At 62.7% G+C, this 15,066-nt stretch carries 15 protein-coding genes and 1 pseudogene; 6 read left to right on the plus strand and 10 right to left on the minus strand.

Going from position 1 to position 15,066, the window contains the following annotated elements:
* Positions 1-45: 45 nt before the first annotated feature.
* Complete coding sequence (locus tag PGC08_RS08055) at positions 46-774, minus strand: Maf family protein (protein WP_271709920.1); 729 nt, start codon at positions 772-774, stop codon at positions 46-48.
* Positions 771-1,721: an SGNH/GDSL hydrolase family protein gene (locus tag PGC08_RS08060; RefSeq protein ID WP_271709921.1), complete on the minus strand. Its 951-nt coding sequence runs from the start codon at positions 1,719-1,721 to the stop codon at positions 771-773. The genes PGC08_RS08055 and PGC08_RS08060 overlap by 4 nt, the downstream gene beginning before the upstream one ends.
* A gap of 65 nt (positions 1,722-1,786) precedes the next feature.
* Between PGC08_RS08060 and PGC08_RS08065 the strand changes: the two genes are divergently transcribed.
* Entirely contained in the window at positions 1,787-3,145 is a 1,359-nt protein-coding gene (locus PGC08_RS08065) for an AI-2E family transporter (protein WP_271709922.1), read from the plus strand.
* Between the two features lie 130 nt (positions 3,146-3,275).
* Here PGC08_RS08065 and greA read toward each other — a convergent pair whose 3' ends face one another.
* Positions 3,276-3,770, minus strand: a complete 495-nt coding sequence (greA, locus tag PGC08_RS08070; RefSeq protein ID WP_009884671.1) for a transcription elongation factor GreA — start codon at positions 3,768-3,770, stop codon at positions 3,276-3,278.
* Between the two features lie 213 nt (positions 3,771-3,983).
* Positions 3,984-4,409, minus strand: a complete 426-nt coding sequence (locus PGC08_RS08075) for a DUF4307 domain-containing protein (protein WP_271709923.1) — start codon at positions 4,407-4,409, stop codon at positions 3,984-3,986.
* A 124-nt stretch (positions 4,410-4,533) separates the two neighbouring features.
* Between PGC08_RS08075 and mca the strand changes: the two genes are divergently transcribed.
* Both mca and PGC08_RS08085 read left to right on the plus strand, forming a co-directional pair.
* Positions 4,534-5,526: a mycothiol conjugate amidase Mca gene (gene mca, locus PGC08_RS08080; protein ID WP_009884669.1), complete on the plus strand. Its 993-nt coding sequence runs from the start codon at positions 4,534-4,536 to the stop codon at positions 5,524-5,526.
* A complete protein-coding gene (locus PGC08_RS08085; protein WP_009884668.1) occupies positions 5,523-5,870 on the plus strand; it encodes a hypothetical protein in 348 nt (115 codons plus the stop codon). The genes mca and PGC08_RS08085 overlap by 4 nt, the downstream gene beginning before the upstream one ends.
* Before the next feature lie 26 nt (positions 5,871-5,896).
* On the opposite strand, the gene trhA is transcribed toward PGC08_RS08085, so the two are convergent.
* A complete protein-coding gene (gene trhA, locus PGC08_RS08090) occupies positions 5,897-6,682 on the minus strand; it encodes a PAQR family membrane homeostasis protein TrhA (protein ID WP_271709924.1) in 786 nt (261 codons plus the stop codon).
* 137 nt (positions 6,683-6,819) lie between these two features.
* Here trhA and PGC08_RS08095 point away from each other — a divergent pair, with 137 nt between their 5' ends.
* Both PGC08_RS08095 and PGC08_RS08100 read left to right on the plus strand, forming a co-directional pair.
* Positions 6,820-7,581, plus strand: a complete 762-nt coding sequence (locus tag PGC08_RS08095; RefSeq protein ID WP_271710053.1) for an isoprenyl transferase — start codon at positions 6,820-6,822, stop codon at positions 7,579-7,581.
* A 178-nt stretch (positions 7,582-7,759) separates the two neighbouring features.
* Positions 7,760-9,066, plus strand: a pseudogene (locus PGC08_RS08100) (PhoH family protein).
* Between the two features lie 262 nt (positions 9,067-9,328).
* Here PGC08_RS08100 and PGC08_RS08105 read toward each other — a convergent pair.
* The 3 genes from PGC08_RS08105 to glpX all read right to left on the minus strand — a co-directional run bounded on the left by PGC08_RS08105 (position 9,329) and on the right by glpX (position 12,643).
* On the minus strand, positions 9,329-10,732 hold the full coding sequence (locus tag PGC08_RS08105; protein WP_271709925.1) for a class II fumarate hydratase: 1,404 nt from the start codon (positions 10,730-10,732) through the stop codon (positions 9,329-9,331).
* Positions 10,733-10,799: 67 nt separating this feature from the next.
* The gene (locus tag PGC08_RS08110) at positions 10,800-11,426 is read right to left on the minus strand and encodes a carbonic anhydrase (RefSeq protein WP_101583128.1); all 627 of its coding nucleotides are present in this window, start codon (positions 11,424-11,426) and stop codon (positions 10,800-10,802) included.
* A 92-nt stretch (positions 11,427-11,518) separates the two neighbouring features.
* On the minus strand, positions 11,519-12,643 hold the full coding sequence (gene glpX, locus PGC08_RS08115; RefSeq protein ID WP_009883708.1) for a class II fructose-bisphosphatase: 1,125 nt from the start codon (positions 12,641-12,643) through the stop codon (positions 11,519-11,521).
* A 209-nt stretch (positions 12,644-12,852) separates the two neighbouring features.
* On the opposite strand from glpX, the gene PGC08_RS08120 reads away from it, so the two are divergent.
* Positions 12,853-13,422 (plus strand): DUF4245 domain-containing protein, encoded by a 570-nt coding sequence (locus PGC08_RS08120; protein WP_271709926.1) that lies wholly within the window; start codon positions 12,853-12,855, stop codon positions 13,420-13,422.
* 3 nt (positions 13,423-13,425) lie between these two features.
* On the opposite strand, the gene PGC08_RS08125 is transcribed toward PGC08_RS08120, so the two are convergent.
* Together PGC08_RS08125 and xseA are read right to left on the minus strand one after the other, a co-directional pair.
* On the minus strand, positions 13,426-13,665 hold the full coding sequence (locus tag PGC08_RS08125; RefSeq protein ID WP_009883710.1) for an exodeoxyribonuclease VII small subunit: 240 nt from the start codon (positions 13,663-13,665) through the stop codon (positions 13,426-13,428).
* A 69-nt stretch (positions 13,666-13,734) separates the two neighbouring features.
* Positions 13,735-15,042, minus strand: coding sequence for an exodeoxyribonuclease VII large subunit (gene xseA, locus PGC08_RS08130; protein WP_009883711.1), 1,308 nt, complete (start codon positions 15,040-15,042; stop codon positions 13,735-13,737).
* Positions 15,043-15,066: the final 24 nt, after the last annotated feature.

Raw genomic sequence — 15,066 nt, forward strand, 5'->3', positions numbered from 1 at the left:
GAAAACTTCAAAGGCTTCGGGCGTGTCCGTCTGCCCTCAGCGATTCTACTCGCGTGGTGACCACAGATCGGGCCAGAACAGGTCCGAGTCGCGGACCAGATCACGGATCACGGGGAGGCTGAGGCCGAGGACGGTGAGATGGTCGCCTGCAAGGCGTTGGACGAACGCTCCTCCGTAACCGTCGATGGTCAGTGCACCGGCTACGTGGAAGGGCTCCTCGGTCGCGATGTACGCCTCGAGCTCCTCAGGAGTGGGCTCGCCGATGAGCACCGAGGTCGTTGATCGCTTCGAGCGGATGTCGACGAGCTCGAAGCTCGCCGTCGACGAGTTTGCCGTCGACGAGTTCGCCGTCGACGAGTTCGCCGTCGACGAGTTCGCCGTCGACGAGTTCGCACGTCTGAGCACGGCGAGCGTGTGTCCCGAGTGCAGCTCGGTCCACGCCCCTGCTATGTCCGCCCAGACCTCACGTGTGCGTTCGGCTGTTCCGGGCTTGCCGATCGCTTCGCCCTCATGTTCGAGCAGGGAGTCCCCGGCAATGATCACTGCGGTATCCGCGGTTGCCAACTGCGCAGGAGGGGAGGCGAGCACACGGTCGACGACGGCACGCGCCTTCGCCGCGGACAGGGCCATGGTGAGATCCGCGACGGAACCCGCAAAACGTGACTCGATGGCGGACTCGTCGACCTCGGAGACGATGATGATCGGATCGATTCCCGAAGCCGCGAGGATCTCTCGGCGGGAAGGGGACTGTGAAGCCAGGACGACAGGGATCACGAGGCTGCCTCAGCTTCGGGGACAGGATCGGCGTCTGCCTCAGGTCCCGACTCCGACTCCGGTGCAGGGACCGGCCTGCGTGCGCCCTCGCCCTTCTCCGGGATGTCGAGGCTGCGATCGACCTCGATGGGGGCCTCGACGCGATCGGCGATCGCGGCGAGAACGGTCGAGGACAACTGGGCATAGCCCAAAGTGCTGGGGAACCGCCCGGACTCGCTGAGCAGTGATCTGCGTGTGGTCCCACTCAGCGAACCAGTGGCTCGCAACGGAGTGGCGCGGGCAGCCAGCGCCGCCAGCCACTGCGAGCCGGCGAGAACCCGGGAGGTCCTTCGCAAAGAGGTCTTGAGGGGATCCCGCAGGCCCGGAAGGCCGCCGAGGTTGGGGCAGACCAAGACGAAGACCGTGTACCTGCCCTCTCTCTGGAGTCGATTGATCGCCTGGTTGAGCACGGGAATGCCGATGGTGCCGTGAATCGGGTGGATGATGTCACCGGTACCGATGGAGATGATCGCGAACCGACGCTGTTCGGTCCACGAATCGGAGAGCTGGCGCGAGAGCCAGGCGGAACGCAGGATCTCATCGACTTGCCGCGGCAGGTCTTCGGACAGAGCTGAGGGACGCGCGGTTGATTGGACGCGAACGGTGGTGCCCAGGATGCGGCCAAGCCCCCGGGCGATGAGGTTAGGAGGAGCCAGCGTCGGGTCGTCAACATCGATTCCACAGAGCCATGAGTCGCCGATGATCGCCAGTGCGGCTGAGTCCTCGTCGTCGTAGTTGCGTGGAGGAGCGACCGCCTCGGCGAAGGGGGAATACGCGCGCTGGGCGTCGTCGTCGAACGCTTTGCGAAGCGCGCCCGCCTGGTGGCGGAGGAGACCAACGGCCGACGCGCCGACACCTACAACCGTCCCCGTCATGGTGGCCAAGGTGTACAGCATGCGTTTTCCCACGAAATTCCCTCCTTTAACCGTCATCATTGCACTTGTCCGAGCTTCCCAACAACTATTGTTGAGTCATGTCTGACAATGAGAAGCAGCAATCCCCGAATCGGTTCCGTGGGGCCTGGGAAGCGTTCCGCAAGGGCCGAAACGATGGCCGATCCAAACCTTCTGAACCCGCCTCGCGTGTTCAGGACGTCAGCGCCGAGGAGATCGCGCACAGCCGTATCGAAGCCGAAGCTGTTCCCTATGTGGCACCGGGCCTCAAGCTCGCAGCCGCTTGGTCGTGGCGTTCGCTCGTCGTGCTCGTTGCCATCGGCGTCGCGTTCTGGCTGCTGGCGAAGATCTCGAGCGTCGTTCTGCCTGCGCTCATCGCCCTCCTGCTCACAGCCCTCCTGGCACCGTTCACCAACTGGATGGTGAAGAAAGGGCTGCCCCGCGTCGCCGCCGCCCTCATCGCCTTCATCGGGTTCATCGTCGTCGTCTCGGGACTCTTCACTCTGGTCGGACAGCAGATCTACTCTGGCATGCCAGACCTCGTCGATCAGGTGATCACAGGATTCGCCGGCATCAGCGACTGGTTGGCCAGCAGACCCTTCGGTCTGGACGCGTCGACGGTCACCCGTTATATCGATGATTCACTCGCCGCGGCCACGAACTTCTTCCAGAACAACAGCTCACAGCTCCTCGGCGGAGCGTGGCAGGCGACGTCATCTGTCGGCACCTTCCTCACCGGTGCCGCCGTGTGCCTGTTCGCGACCTTCTTCTTCCTCTATGACGGAGAGAAGATCTTCCGCTGGGCCATGCGTCTGCTGCCGCTGCCGGCTCAGCCCGTCGCCACCGGAGCTTCGGAGCGTGGCTGGACCACCCTCGTCCAGTACGTGCGTGTACAGGTCCTCGTGGCCGGCGTCGACGCCATCGGCATCGGCATCGGTGCGGCGTTCCTCGGGATACCGTTGGTCATTCCGATGACGGTACTCGTCTTCCTGGCGTCGTTCGTCCCCGTCGTCGGTGCGATCGCCTCGGGCGTCGTAGCGGTGCTGGTGGCCCTGGTCTCAACCGGCCCGGTCAGTGCCCTGATCATGCTGGGCGTGGTCCTCGCCGTGCAGCAGATCGAAAGCCAGATCCTGCAGCCGTTCCTCATGGGCAAGGCCGTGTCCGTCCACCCGTTGGCAGTCATCCTCGCCGTGACCGCCGGTGGCTTCCTGTTCGGCATCGTCGGCGCGCTGTTCGCTGTTCCTCTGGTCGCCGTCCTCAATACGGTGGTGACCTACATCGTCCGCGCCAAGAACCCGAACAGTGCCTCCGATGGTGAAGGCGATGAGGCCGCAGCCGTCCTCGAACGGGCAAAGGACAAGCTCGATACCGCTGTCCACGAGGCTGCAATCGAGGAATCTGACGGTGACTCGACGAAGGGCGACAGCCGGACCGACTGAGCGGGTCTGATCCAGTGGATCAGCACAATGAATGAAGCAGCAGCACAATGAATGAAGCAGTGGGCGGGTGATCATCACCCGCCCACTGCTTCATTCTGCTTGGTGGGTGCACCCGTTCGGGGGCCTTCGATCAGCTGGAGAAAGGCTCGATGCCCTTGACCTCGACCTTGATCTCCTTGCCGTTGGGAGCTTCGTAGCTGGTCTTTCCTCCGACGGCGACACCGAGCACCGCGGCGCCCAGTGGGGACTTCTCCGAAAACACGTCGATATCCGAATCGCCGGCGATCTCACGGCTGCCCAGCAGGAACCGCATGTCGTTCCCGGCCACCTTAGCGGTGACGACGGAACCGGGGGATACGGTTTTGCCATCGCTGTCGCTGGACCCGACCTTCGCGGACTGCAGGAGCAGCTCGAGCTGGCGAATGCGTGCCTCCTGCTTGCCCTGCTCCTCGCGCGCCGCGTGGTAGCCGCCGTTCTCCTTCAAGTCACCCTCGTCGCGGGCGGCTTCGATCTTCTCAGCAATCTCTGCACGTCCCGGTCCGGAGAGGTGTTCAAGTTCCTGCGACAGGCGGTCGAAGGCTTCCTGAGTCAACCATGTTTCTTCCTGGGTGACATCCTCGGTCATGACTTCTCCTTCTTCGGCTCGGTGCACTGACAGGCGCGTCAGGCAACGAAAAACCGGGCGTTGGGTACGCCCGGATGTTGAATGAAACTACAGTCTAGCGCATCTGCACGCGAAAACGATGATCTCCGTCACGCGCGCTTAAAGCCGTTGTGGGCGCTGTGTTCGTGACGGATGCGAGGCGTTTCGTGCCCCACGAGAAGCGTGCAGAACTTGCTATTCGAACCAGCAGGCGTCGGCGTGTCCGGACGACGCGAACTGTGTCGTGGCCAGATCGATGTCGATCTGTCTGGGCGAGTTGGGGTCGGCGGCGGGATCGGCCGGGATGCTGACCTCGGTGAACCCGACGATGGCTTCGAAGTCGTTCGTCGCCTGCACGATGCAGTGAACATCCCGATCCTGATCAGGAAATACTGCCACAGAGACCCGTGTTAACGAAGAGTCGACAACGGAATAGCCAAGCGTCTTGGGAGTCGTGGGTGTAGTCTGCGGGCGGAACGCCACAAAACCAATCGCGACGATCATGGCAGAGACGATGACAGCAGCGATGAGCTTGGCCGTCTTGCCCAAACGCCGTTTGGGGGCGCGAGCGCGACCGTATCGATCATCATGCAGTGGCTTTTCCACTGTTATCTCAGTCATTGAATTCCTCATCTACGAACATTGCGCACTAATCTAGAGTAGTCGATCCGTCTCCTGCGATCATTTCAGCCATTGCGCAGGAAACGGAACGTCACCAGGCTGAATCGAAAGGGACACACCAAACATGACTTCGCTTCCGTACCATGGACTGCGTCTGCTGACGGTTCATGCTCATCCTGACGACGAATCCTCGAAAGGTGCGGCGACGAGTGCGAAGTATGCGGCACTCGGAGCTCGAGTCCTCATCGCCAGCATGACAGGTGGTGAAGCCGGCGACATCCTCAACCCTGCACTGCTGCAGAGCCCGAAGGCCAGCCGTGATATCGCGGGCCTGCGTCGCGAGGAGATGGCCACGGCCGCAGCGGCTCTGGGCGCCGAGCATGTGTGGGTCGGACACGTCGATTCAGGACTGCCCGATGGTGACTTCGACAACCGGACGCCTCCCGGTTGCTTCTACCGTGTCCCCGACGAGGTGGCCATGCTGCCCCTGGTGCACATCATCCGCAGCTTCCGCCCTCAGGTTGTGACGACCTACGACGAGCTGGGCGGGTACCCTCACCCCGATCACATCAAGAACCATGCCGTGACGATGGCGGCTGTGGCGGCCGCAGCCGACCCGGAGAAGAATCCGGAGCTCGGCGAACCCTGGCAGCTTGAGAAGGTCTACTTCAATCAGGATCTGTCCGCGAGGAAGTGGGTGACCATCCACGAGAAGATGACCGAGGCAGGTCTCGAGTCGCCCTTCGCCGACCACATCGAGGACTTCAAGAAGCGCGATGCCCAGCGGGTCAACTGGTTGAGCACGACGATCGACTGCGCAGAGTTCTTCCCCTCACGTGATCGTGCTCTTCTCTCCCACGCCACACAGATCGACCCGGAGGGCGGGTTCTTCTCCGCCTCACGCAAAGCCGCGCGGACCTATTGGCCGACGGAGGAGTTCGAACTGGCTGTCGACAACACCGGCCGGACGCCTCTGACTCCCGGCGTTGATTTTCAGGAGACGGACCTCTTCGCTTCGGTTACCATGGATAATGGCCGCAGGGTGCCGGCAGAGGGCATGCTTCCTGCATCACCAGACGAAGACGACTACGACGAAGCGACAGGTGAGAGTGCATGATTCTGGCTGCAGCGCAGGACGCGACCCCCAGCGGAGCTCCCGATCCCGACCTGGTGACTCCCGGCACGATCGGCTTCCTGTCGACTTTGGTGATCGTCATCTTCGTGATCTTCCTCATTCGTGACGCGCTCAAACGAGTTCGGCGTGTGCGCGCACGCGCCCATGCCGATGATGCGTATCCGATCCCGATGCGCAAGCACGCAGTGCCCAACCAGTCGAAGCTCTCCGGCGAGTCTGCACCGGAGCCGGATGAGAAGTCGTCGACGGCCGAGGCCGAGAATTCGGAGACTGAGCACGGCGACGCCGGGCAGAGCGAACCAGAGCAGCACAAGCCCTTCAGCTGAGTACGAGCCCAGCCATCAGCAGGTGCCTAGTAGGCGGCCACCGCGGCGACAAGGAGTGCGGCAAGATGGCAGCCGTAGCCGGCGATCGTGAGGATGTGGAAGATCTCGTGGAAGCCGAGCCACTTCGGTGAGGGATTGGGCTTTTTGATTCCGTAGATCACGGCACCGACGACGTAGCAGACTCCGCCTGCCACGACGAGGATTCCCACCGCGGGATTGCTCGCCCAGATCTGGGGAATGTAGCCGACTCCGGCGACGCCGAAGCCCACATAGATGGGAACGAAGAGCCACCTCGGCGCGGTTGTGAAGATGGTTCTGAAGGCTGCCCCCAGAATGGCCGCGCCCCAGAGGACGGACAGGAGCAGGACCGTCTGGTCTGTGCTCAGGGTCAGCACCGCCAGGGGCGTATAGGTGCCCGCGGTGATGAGGAAGATGTTCGCGTGGTCGAGTCGGCGCAGGATCAGTCGAGCCCGAGTGCGCCACCGTCCCCGATGGTAGACAGCGGAAGTTCCGAAGAGCAGCATCCCGGTGATGGCGAAGATCGCGGCGGCGATCCGCGACTCGATGGTGGGGGAGATGATGACCAGAGCCAGGCCGCCGACCAGCGCCAATGGAAAAGCTGCGGCGTGGAACCAACCACGCAGCCTGGGTTTGACCTGACCGGCCAACTTGTCCAACTCACGGCGGAGAGCGGAGCGCCTGCGGGCAATGCGCTCAGGGTAGCCGGACCGCGACTCCGCTGAGGATGTGGAGTCGACCGACCTCTGACCTTCGGAGCCGAGTGAAGATGGTTCAGTGACTGGAGCGTTCATGGTTCCAGGATATCGACCTCAGCTGAGGGATCGTGCAACGGAACCCCAGGCGGAGGCTCCGACGACGCGAAGCCGTTCGGGATAGTACTGTGTAAGGTGGTCGAACCGACCGGAATTCGAGTGTGAAAGAGGACAGTGTGGCGCGACCGGTGAGCCTGCTCTACCGTCTCTATGAGCGGCGGCTCCTGCGCGAGCTGGACAAATCTGTACCCGTGCCCAGGCACGTCGGTGTCATCACCGACGGCAACAGGCGCTGGGCGAAGGAATTCGGTGCCACCACCGCCGACGGGCACCGGGCCGGAGCAGAGAAGATCGTCGAGTTCCTCGGCTGGTGCGACGAGATCGACGTCGACATCGTCACGCTCTACGTCCTGTCCAAGGAGAACCTCGCCAGATCCGCCGAGGAGGTCGAGGTCCTCATCGAGATCATCTCCGATCTGGTCGAGAAGATCGCAGCCCTCAAAGGCGTGGGGGTGCAGTTGGTCGGGGACCTGGAGATCCTGCCACCGGGCCTGCGAGCACGTCTGGAGGCAGCCACCTCGGCGGGGGACTGCCAGATGCGCGTCAACGTCGCCGTCGGCTACGGCGGACGGCAGGAGATCGTCAACGCGGTGAAGTCCCTGCTGCGCCTGCGCACGGATGAGGGTACGGACCTGGAGACGATCATCTCCGAACTCTCACCGCAGCAGATCAGCGAACACCTCTACACCAAGGGGCAACCGGACCCCGACCTCATCATCCGTTCCTCCGGTGAGCAGCGCTTGTCCGGGTTCCTCATGTGGCAGAGCGCCTACTCGGAGTTCTATTTCTGCGAGGCGTACTGGCCCGACTTCCGTCGCACCGACTTCCTGCGTGCGGTCCGCGACTATGGACTGCGCCAGCGCCGCTTCGGAAAATAGGTCTCGGGCTCACCTCGGTTCATACGAAGTTCACGCCCACGACTCTCCCGAACACGCGTGCCGTCACTCAGTCGGCATCGATTCGGGGATAGGTTGGCAGTAGTTGGTCGACACCAACCCGAGATCAGGGGGATGTCAAGACTCGGATCTCGGCGGTACTCACGCCACAGGGGTCCTCATGACCGCACATACCCACACTTACGTTCTCGACACCTCGGTGCTGCTCTCCGATCCGGGGGCACTGTTGAGATTCGCAGAACACCATCTCGTCATTCCGCTTGTCGTCGTCTCCGAGCTGGAAGCCAAACGCAACCATCCAGAACTCGGTTTCACCGCCCGCAAGGCTCTGCACATCCTCGATGACTTCCGGTCCGAGTTCGACCGGCTCGATGAGCCGATCCCTGTCGGCGATGCCGGCGGCACATTGCGAGTCGAACTCAATCACGTCGATGCATCGACGATGCCGATCGGCTTCGATCGTTCGGAGAACGACACTCGTATCCTCGCCGTGGCCCGGAATCTGGCCGCTGAAGGCCAGGACGTCGTCGTGGTCACGAAGGATGTGCCGATGCGTGTGAAGGCCTCGGCCCTCGGGCTGCACGCCGAGGAGTATCTGGCGGAGCTGGCCACCGACTCCGGGTTCACTGGGATGAGCGAACTGTCACTCGACGAGGCCGAGATGTCGCAGTTCTACGAAGAAGGGTGGGCAACCACCCAGGCGGTCTCCGATGAAGTCGTCAACACCGGCGTCGTCATCACCTCACCTCGTGGCTCCGCACTCGGCCGTGTCCGCTCGGGCAAGCGGGTGTCGCTGGTGCGCGGTGATCGTGACATCTTCGGCGTCCATGGCCGCTCCGCCGAGCAGCGAGTAGCCATCGACATGCTCCTCGACGATGCGCTGGGAATCGTGTCTTTGGGAGGTCGAGCCGGAACGGGGAAGTCCGCACTCGCGCTCATGGCGGGCCTGCAGAAGGTCCTCGAAGAAGGCAAGCATTCGAAGATCATGGTCTTCCGCCCGATCTATGCCGTAGGCGGCCAGAGCCTCGGGTTCCTGCCCGGCAGCGAGGGCGAGAAGATGAACCCGTGGGCAGAAGCGGTCTTCGACACACTCGGGGCTCTGGTCAGTAAGAACGTCCTCGAAGAGGTGATGAACCGTGACTTGCTCGAAGTTCTGCCGCTCACCCACATCCGCGGCCGGTCCTTGCATGATGCGTTTGTCATCGTCGACGAGGCACAGTCGCTGGAACGCAATGTGCTGCTGACCGTGCTCTCACGCATCGGCATGAATTCGAAGGTTGTGCTGACCCACGATGTGGCTCAGCGAGACAATCTTCGAGTGGGTCGACATGACGGCGTCGCAGCGGTGATCGAGAAGCTCAAGGGCCATGACCTCTTCGCCCATGTCACCCTGACCAGGTCGGAGCGCTCGAGATCGCAGCCCTCGTCACCGATGTGCTCGAGGAGTTCGATCCCTTCCGCTCCTAGCCTGCGCAGTGCGCCGCGCGCACCGGCGACTCGAGAGGCGACGACGCCGTCGACAGCCGACTCCAGCGTCGATGGGCGACCGCAGCGTCGATGGGCGAGTTCAGGGGGTCTGCTCTCGACGCTGCGGTGTGCGCTCGATGAGGTGAACGCGAGGGGCCGGTTGCCAGGATGTGATGTCCTGGCAACCGGCCCCTGTGTTGCGCGACGTATCTGCCGTGTGGCCTATTCGGAGTCTGTGTGGCTTACTAGCAGTCTGCGTGACTTACTTGTAGTCGCCGATCATCGTGGTGACGTCGAGTGCTTTGTCGAGGTCAGCCTCGGTGATGGAGCCGTCGGAGACGAAGCCGAGATCCATGGTGGCTTCCTTGACAGTCATCTTGTTGGCCACGGCGTGCTTGGCGATCTTCGCCGCCGATTCGTAGCCGATGACCTTATTCAACGGAGTCACAATGGAGGGGCTCGCCTCGGCGAGGAAGCGGGCGCGCTCCTCATTGGCCTGGAGCCCATCGATCATCTTCTCGGCCATCACGGTCGAGGAGTTCGCGAGCAGTCGAATGGACTCGAGCAGGTTCGACGCCATGACGGGAATGCCGACGTTGAGCTCGAAGGCGCCGTTTGTCGACGACAGCGCAACGGTGGTGTCGTTGCCGATGACCTGGGCTGCGACCTGGATTGTGGCTTCGCAGATGACCGGGTTGACCTTGCCGGGCATGATCGAGGAACCGGGCTGCAGGTCGGGGATGGCGATCTCGCCGAGGCCGGTGTTCGGTCCCGATCCCATCCACCGCAGATCGTTGCAGATCTTCATGTAGCCGTAGGCAATGGTGCGCAGCTGCCCCGAGGCTTCGATGAGTCCGTCGCGGTTGGCCTGAGCTTCGAAGTGGTTGCGTGCTTCCGTGATGGGAAGGCCGGTCTCTTCGGCGAGGATCTCGACGACGCGAGCGGAGAATCCGGCAGGTGTGTTGATGCCGGTGCCGACGGCAGTTCCGCCCTGAGGAACCTCTGCCACACGTGGCAGTGACGCCTCGATGCGCTCGATTCCGTAGCGGACCTGAGCAGCATAGCCGCCGAATTCCTGTCCCAGCGTCACCGGGGTGGCATCCATGAGGTGGGTGCGGCCCGACTTGACGATCTGGGCGAATTCCTTCGCCTTCTTCTCCAGCGAGGTCGCCAAGGTCTCCATCGCCGGGATCAGCGAGTTGACCAGTGCCTTGGTCACGGCGACGTGCACCGAGGTGGGGAACACGTCATTCGAGGACTGCGATGCGTTGACGTGGTCATTGGGATGAACGTCGATGTCCTGGGATTCCAGGGCCTTCGTCGCCAGGGAGGCAAGAACCTCGTTGGTGTTCATGTTCGACGATGTTCCCGAACCGGTCTGGAACACATCGATGGGGAAGTGGGCGTCGTATTCGCCGGCGATGACCGCCTCGGCGGCTTTCTGGATCGCTCCGGCCCGGTCAGCATCGAGGACTCCGAGTTCCAGGTTGGCCTTAGCGGCTGCCTTCTTCACCTGGGCCAAAGCAGCGATGTGCGCCGATTCCAGGGTCTTGCCGGAGATCGGGAAGTTCTGCACGGCGCGCTGTGTCTGTGCGCTGTACAGGGCATCTTTGGGAACTTTCACTTCTCCCATGGTGTCGTGTTCGATGCGAAATTCTTCGCTCATAGTTGTCCTTTCCGACAAGGTGTCTGGGGTGTTCGTCATTGTTAGTCGGCCGCAGATGCGGCCGTGGTCAAGCGAAGTGGGTCGAGACCGCGTCTTCGTCGCCGCCGTGCTGCGCGACGACCGTTGTCCGGCCGTCATGCAGCTGGTAAGTCAGGCCGACGATGATGAGGCGGCCTTCTTCGACTGCGCGGGAGATGATGGCAGAGAGCTGCATGATCTTCTCGACGGTGTCCATGGTGTTCTGCGCGACCGTCTCATTGACGGTTGTGCGATTGTGTTTGCGGGCCCTGGCCACTGTGGGCAGGATCCGGGCTACGACGTCGGAGATGAAGCCGGGGGGAGTCTCTCCGGAGTCGTAGGAGTTGTACGCCGCCGTCACCGCGCCGCAGTTGTCGTGACCGAGCACGACAAGTAGGGGAGTGCCGAGAATCTCGACCCCATACTCGAGGGAACCGAGGGTCACAGGATCGACGACCTGTCCGGCATTGCGCACGACGAACATATCGCCGAGGCCGACGTCGAAGATCATCTCCGCTGCGACTCGAGAATCCGAACAGCCGAAGAGGGTGACGAACGGCATTTGGTTGTTCGACAGTGCCTCACGCCGAGCGGTGTCCTGATTGGGGTGCTGCGGGACGTCATCGACGAAGCGATGGTTGCCTTCGAGCAGTCGGTTCCATGCCTCGTTCGGCATCAGTGAGATCCTCACTTCCGGTTGTCAGGCCAGGGATCGAATCGGTGGTGTCCGTATTCGACAGTGACCGGGGTGGATATCAGAGGGTGGGCTCAGATGAGTCCGCGGCGGGCTGCCTCCTCGGCGGCCTCCACGTACGAGTGGGTCTTCGCTGCCTGATGCTCGGCGAAGACCGAACGCACGGTTCCCGACTTCGAGCGCATGACCAGCGAGTGAGTGGTGACGTGCCCGCCGTCGAACTTCACACCGTCGAGCAGATCGCCGTTGGTGATGCCAGTGGCCACGAAGTAGCTGTTATCACCGGTGACGAGGTCATCGGTGTTGAGTACCTTGTCGACGTCGAGCCCGGCTGCAGCCGCAGCCTCACGCTCGGAATCGTCCTGTGGCCACAGGCGGCCCTGGATGACTCCGCCCAGAGCCTTGATCGCGCAGGCGGTGATGATGCCCTCGGGGGTGCCGCCGATTCCCATCAGCATGTCGACACCGGTACCGGGACGGCAGGCGGCGATGGCGCCGGCGACATCACCATCGGTGATGAGCTGGATGCGCGCGCCTGCGGCTCGGATCTCGTCGATCATCGTCTGGTGGCGCGGACGATCGAGGATCATCACGGTCACAGAAGCTGGATCATTCGTGCCTTTGCCCTTGGCGACGCGGCGGATGTTCTCTGCCACAGGCAGGCGCAGGTCGACGGCATCGGCGGCAGCAGGACCAGTGACGAGCTTCTCCATGTAGAAGACAGCCGACGGGTCGTACATGGCACCGTCTTCGGTGACTGCCATGACCGAAATGGCGTTGGGCATCCCCAGCGCGGTCAGACGGGTGCCGTCGATCGGATCGACGGCCACATCGCAGTGGGGGCCTCCGCCGTCGCCGACCTGTTCACCGTTGAAGAGCATCGGCGCTTCGTCCTTCTCACCTTCGCCGATGACGACTCGTCCGGCCATGCGGACGGTCGAGATGACGTTGCGCATTGCGGCGACAGCGGCACCGTCGGCGGCGATCTTGTCGCCGCGGCCCACCCAAGGAGCGGCTGCGATAGCGGCGGCCTCGGTGACTCTGACGAGTTCGAGGGCGAGGTTGCGGTCGGGAGCGTCGGCTCCGACCTGTGCTTTCTGGGACCAGGCATCCGTCACAGCGACGGGAGGAGCCTCGGCATCCACTCGGCCTCGGTCATGATGAGATTTCACGTCAGCAGATTCATTGGAGTCACTCATAAGTCCAATTGTGCCACCCCACACGTTCGGCGCCGACATCGGGACGATTTCGCGCCGTGACTGTGGCCGCCATCATGAAAGCCCGCCCAGGATTGGCCCTTGGAGCCATCCCCGAGGACAATGGCGATGTGAACGCCCAATCTGATACCAACACTGTGGGAACGCAGGCGCCCGTGACACGCACGGATGCCGGTCCCGAGGGAGTGCCAATGGCTGACGAGTCCGGAGTGATGCTCCCGGGGTCAAGGGAAGAGATGCGCTTCCTGCGGAAGAACTCGAACTGGGTCAATATGATCATTGCGATCTTCGCCTGCCTGGCAGTCGTCGCAGTGGTTCTGCTGATCGCCCCTCAGCCAGAGGTCGACTCCCAGCGTGTGGTCGACTACCAGACGATTGCGGAGCAGTCCCAGGACAGCGCCGACTTCGATCTCATCGTGCCTGAAATCCCGAGCGGGTGGACCTCGAACGAGGCGAGCTTGGACCGTGTGGACGAATCCGACCGCACCTCCTGGTACATGTCCTTCGTCGGCACTGAACAGCAATGGGTGAGCATCGAGCAGGCCAAGGCCACCGAGAATTGGGCCGAGAACCAAGTCGACGATGCGATTGCTGCTGAGACGGTGACCGTCGGCGGCTCTGACTTCCAGATCTATCGGACTGAGGATGCCAAGGAATACTGGGTCACAGGCAAGGGCGACACGTTCGTCGTCATCACCGCCATCGCGCCCCCCGACACCATCAACGCCTTCGCACAGCAGGTCGCCGAACAGCTGAAGTGAGCCTCAGCCCTCGTCGTCTGAGGATTCTTCGCGCGCTTTGTCGAGGCGTTCGCGTGCCCCATCGAGCCATCCTTGGCAGCGGTCGGCCAGGGCTTCGCCGCGCTCCCACAGACTCAGCGAATCTTCCAGTGGAAGATTTCCGGCTTCGAGTCGTTTGACGATTCCGACGAGTTCCTCACGTGCCTGTTCATAGCTGAGCGAGGCGATGTCGGACTGGTTCTGCTGGGCTGCTGGCTCTGTCATGATTGCGTCCTTAGTGCGATTGTTTGTGTTGGTGCGTGTGATCGACGGTGATGGGCCCAGGCACCTTCACTATTCGGTTGCCTGACTGCTGTCGGTGCTTTCCTGTACGGCGGTGACCGCGGCATCGAAGCGGCCGTGAGCGACACGGACATGGACGCCGTCGCCGGCTTTGACCTCGTTCGAGTCTCTGATGGCTTGGCCGTCATCGCTTTGAACGACGGCGTAGCCGCGTTCGAGCGTCCGCAGCGGGGAGAGCGAGCGTGCCTGTGAACGCAGGTGGTTGATTTCGGTCTGCCCCTGCATGACGCGCGTCGTCGTCGCCTGCAGGCTGCGTCGACGGACCAGTCGCAGCTGCTCTTCGTGCGCGGTCACCATAGTCTGCGGCTCGGCCAGCACCGGACGCGATCGGACGGCGGTGAGCATTTCCTGCTCCCGGTCGATGATGCGGTTGACGGCGGCATCGAGTTCCGCGCGAGCACGCAGCAGGTTCATCGCTTCCTCGGCCACATCGGGCACGATGCGTTTGGCGGCATCGGTGGGAGTCGATGCGCGCAGGTCGGCGACTTCATCGAGGATCGGACGATCGGCTTCGTGGCCGATGGCCGAGACGACGGGAGTCTTAGCCTCAGACACGGCTCGGACCAGGGCCTCGTTGGAGAACGGCAACAGATCTTCCATGCTTCCACCGCCGCGTGCGATGACGATGATGTCGATCTGCGGATCAGCGTCGAGCTCGGCCAGATTCTTCATCACGCCGGGTACGGCATCGGGACCTTGGACGGCGCAGTTGCGAATTTCGAACTCGGCGGCCGGCCAACGCAGATGGACGTTTTGAACGACGTCTTTCTGAGCATCTGAGTCCCTGCCGGTGATCAGACCGATCCGGTTGGGCAGGAATGGCAGGCGTTTCTTCCGGTTGGGGTCGAACAGACCTTCTGCTCCAAGCTGCTTCTTCAGCCGCTCAAGCCGGGCCAGGAGCTCACCGAGGCCAACGGCTCGGATGTCATTTGCCCGCATCGTCAAACGACCGGTCTTCGTCCAGAAATCGGCCTTGAGGTTGGCGACGACGTGGCTGCCTTCGGACAGTGGCGCGCCAGTGCGTTCGAGGACGTTCTTCCAGATCTGAACCGGCAGCGACGTCTCGACGTCGGTGTCACGCAGTGTCAGATAACTGGCCTTGCCGCGGTGGTTGAGCTCGACGACCTGGCCCTCGATCCACACGCTGGACATGCGGTCGATATAGGACTTCATCTTGCTTGAGAGCAGACTCAAGGGCCACGGGTTCTCCGCCGTCGTCTCTCCCGCAGTCGCAGGCAGCTCCTGAGCGTCGACCGTTTCGCCGAGAGTCCCGGGAGTGCCGGAAATTCGTTGCGCCATGTTGTCTCCCCTTCCAATCCACCA

The sequence above is a fragment of the Brevibacterium sp. BDJS002 genome, from assembly GCF_028201555.1.
Classification (GTDB): Bacteria; Actinomycetota; Actinomycetes; order Actinomycetales; family Brevibacteriaceae; genus Brevibacterium; species Brevibacterium aurantiacum.

Coding starts and splice junctions, on each gene's coding strand:
- PGC08_RS08065 (WP_271709922.1), top strand. CDS start 1,787: ATGTCTGACAATGAGAAGCAGCAATCCCCGAATCGGTTCCGTGGGGCC.
- greA (WP_009884671.1), bottom strand. CDS start 3,770: ATGACCGAGGATGTCACCCAGGAAGAAACATGGTTGACTCAGGAAGCC.
- PGC08_RS08075 (WP_271709923.1), bottom strand. CDS start 4,409: ATGACTGAGATAACAGTGGAAAAGCCACTGCATGATGATCGATACGGT.
- mca (WP_009884669.1), top strand. CDS start 4,534: ATGACTTCGCTTCCGTACCATGGACTGCGTCTGCTGACGGTTCATGCT.
- PGC08_RS08085 (WP_009884668.1), top strand. CDS start 5,523: ATGATTCTGGCTGCAGCGCAGGACGCGACCCCCAGCGGAGCTCCCGAT.
- trhA (WP_271709924.1), bottom strand. CDS start 6,682: ATGAACGCTCCAGTCACTGAACCATCTTCACTCGGCTCCGAAGGTCAG.
- PGC08_RS08105 (WP_271709925.1), bottom strand. CDS start 10,732: ATGAGCGAAGAATTTCGCATCGAACACGACACCATGGGAGAAGTGAAA.
- PGC08_RS08110 (WP_101583128.1), bottom strand. CDS start 11,426: ATGCCGAACGAGGCATGGAACCGACTGCTCGAAGGCAACCATCGCTTC.
- glpX (WP_009883708.1), bottom strand. CDS start 12,643: ATGAGTGACTCCAATGAATCTGCTGACGTGAAATCTCATCATGACCGA.
- PGC08_RS08120 (WP_271709926.1), top strand. CDS start 12,853: ATGGCTGACGAGTCCGGAGTGATGCTCCCGGGGTCAAGGGAAGAGATG.
- PGC08_RS08125 (WP_009883710.1), bottom strand. CDS start 13,665: ATGACAGAGCCAGCAGCCCAGCAGAACCAGTCCGACATCGCCTCGCTC.
- xseA (WP_009883711.1), bottom strand. CDS start 15,042: ATGGCGCAACGAATTTCCGGCACTCCCGGGACTCTCGGCGAAACGGTC.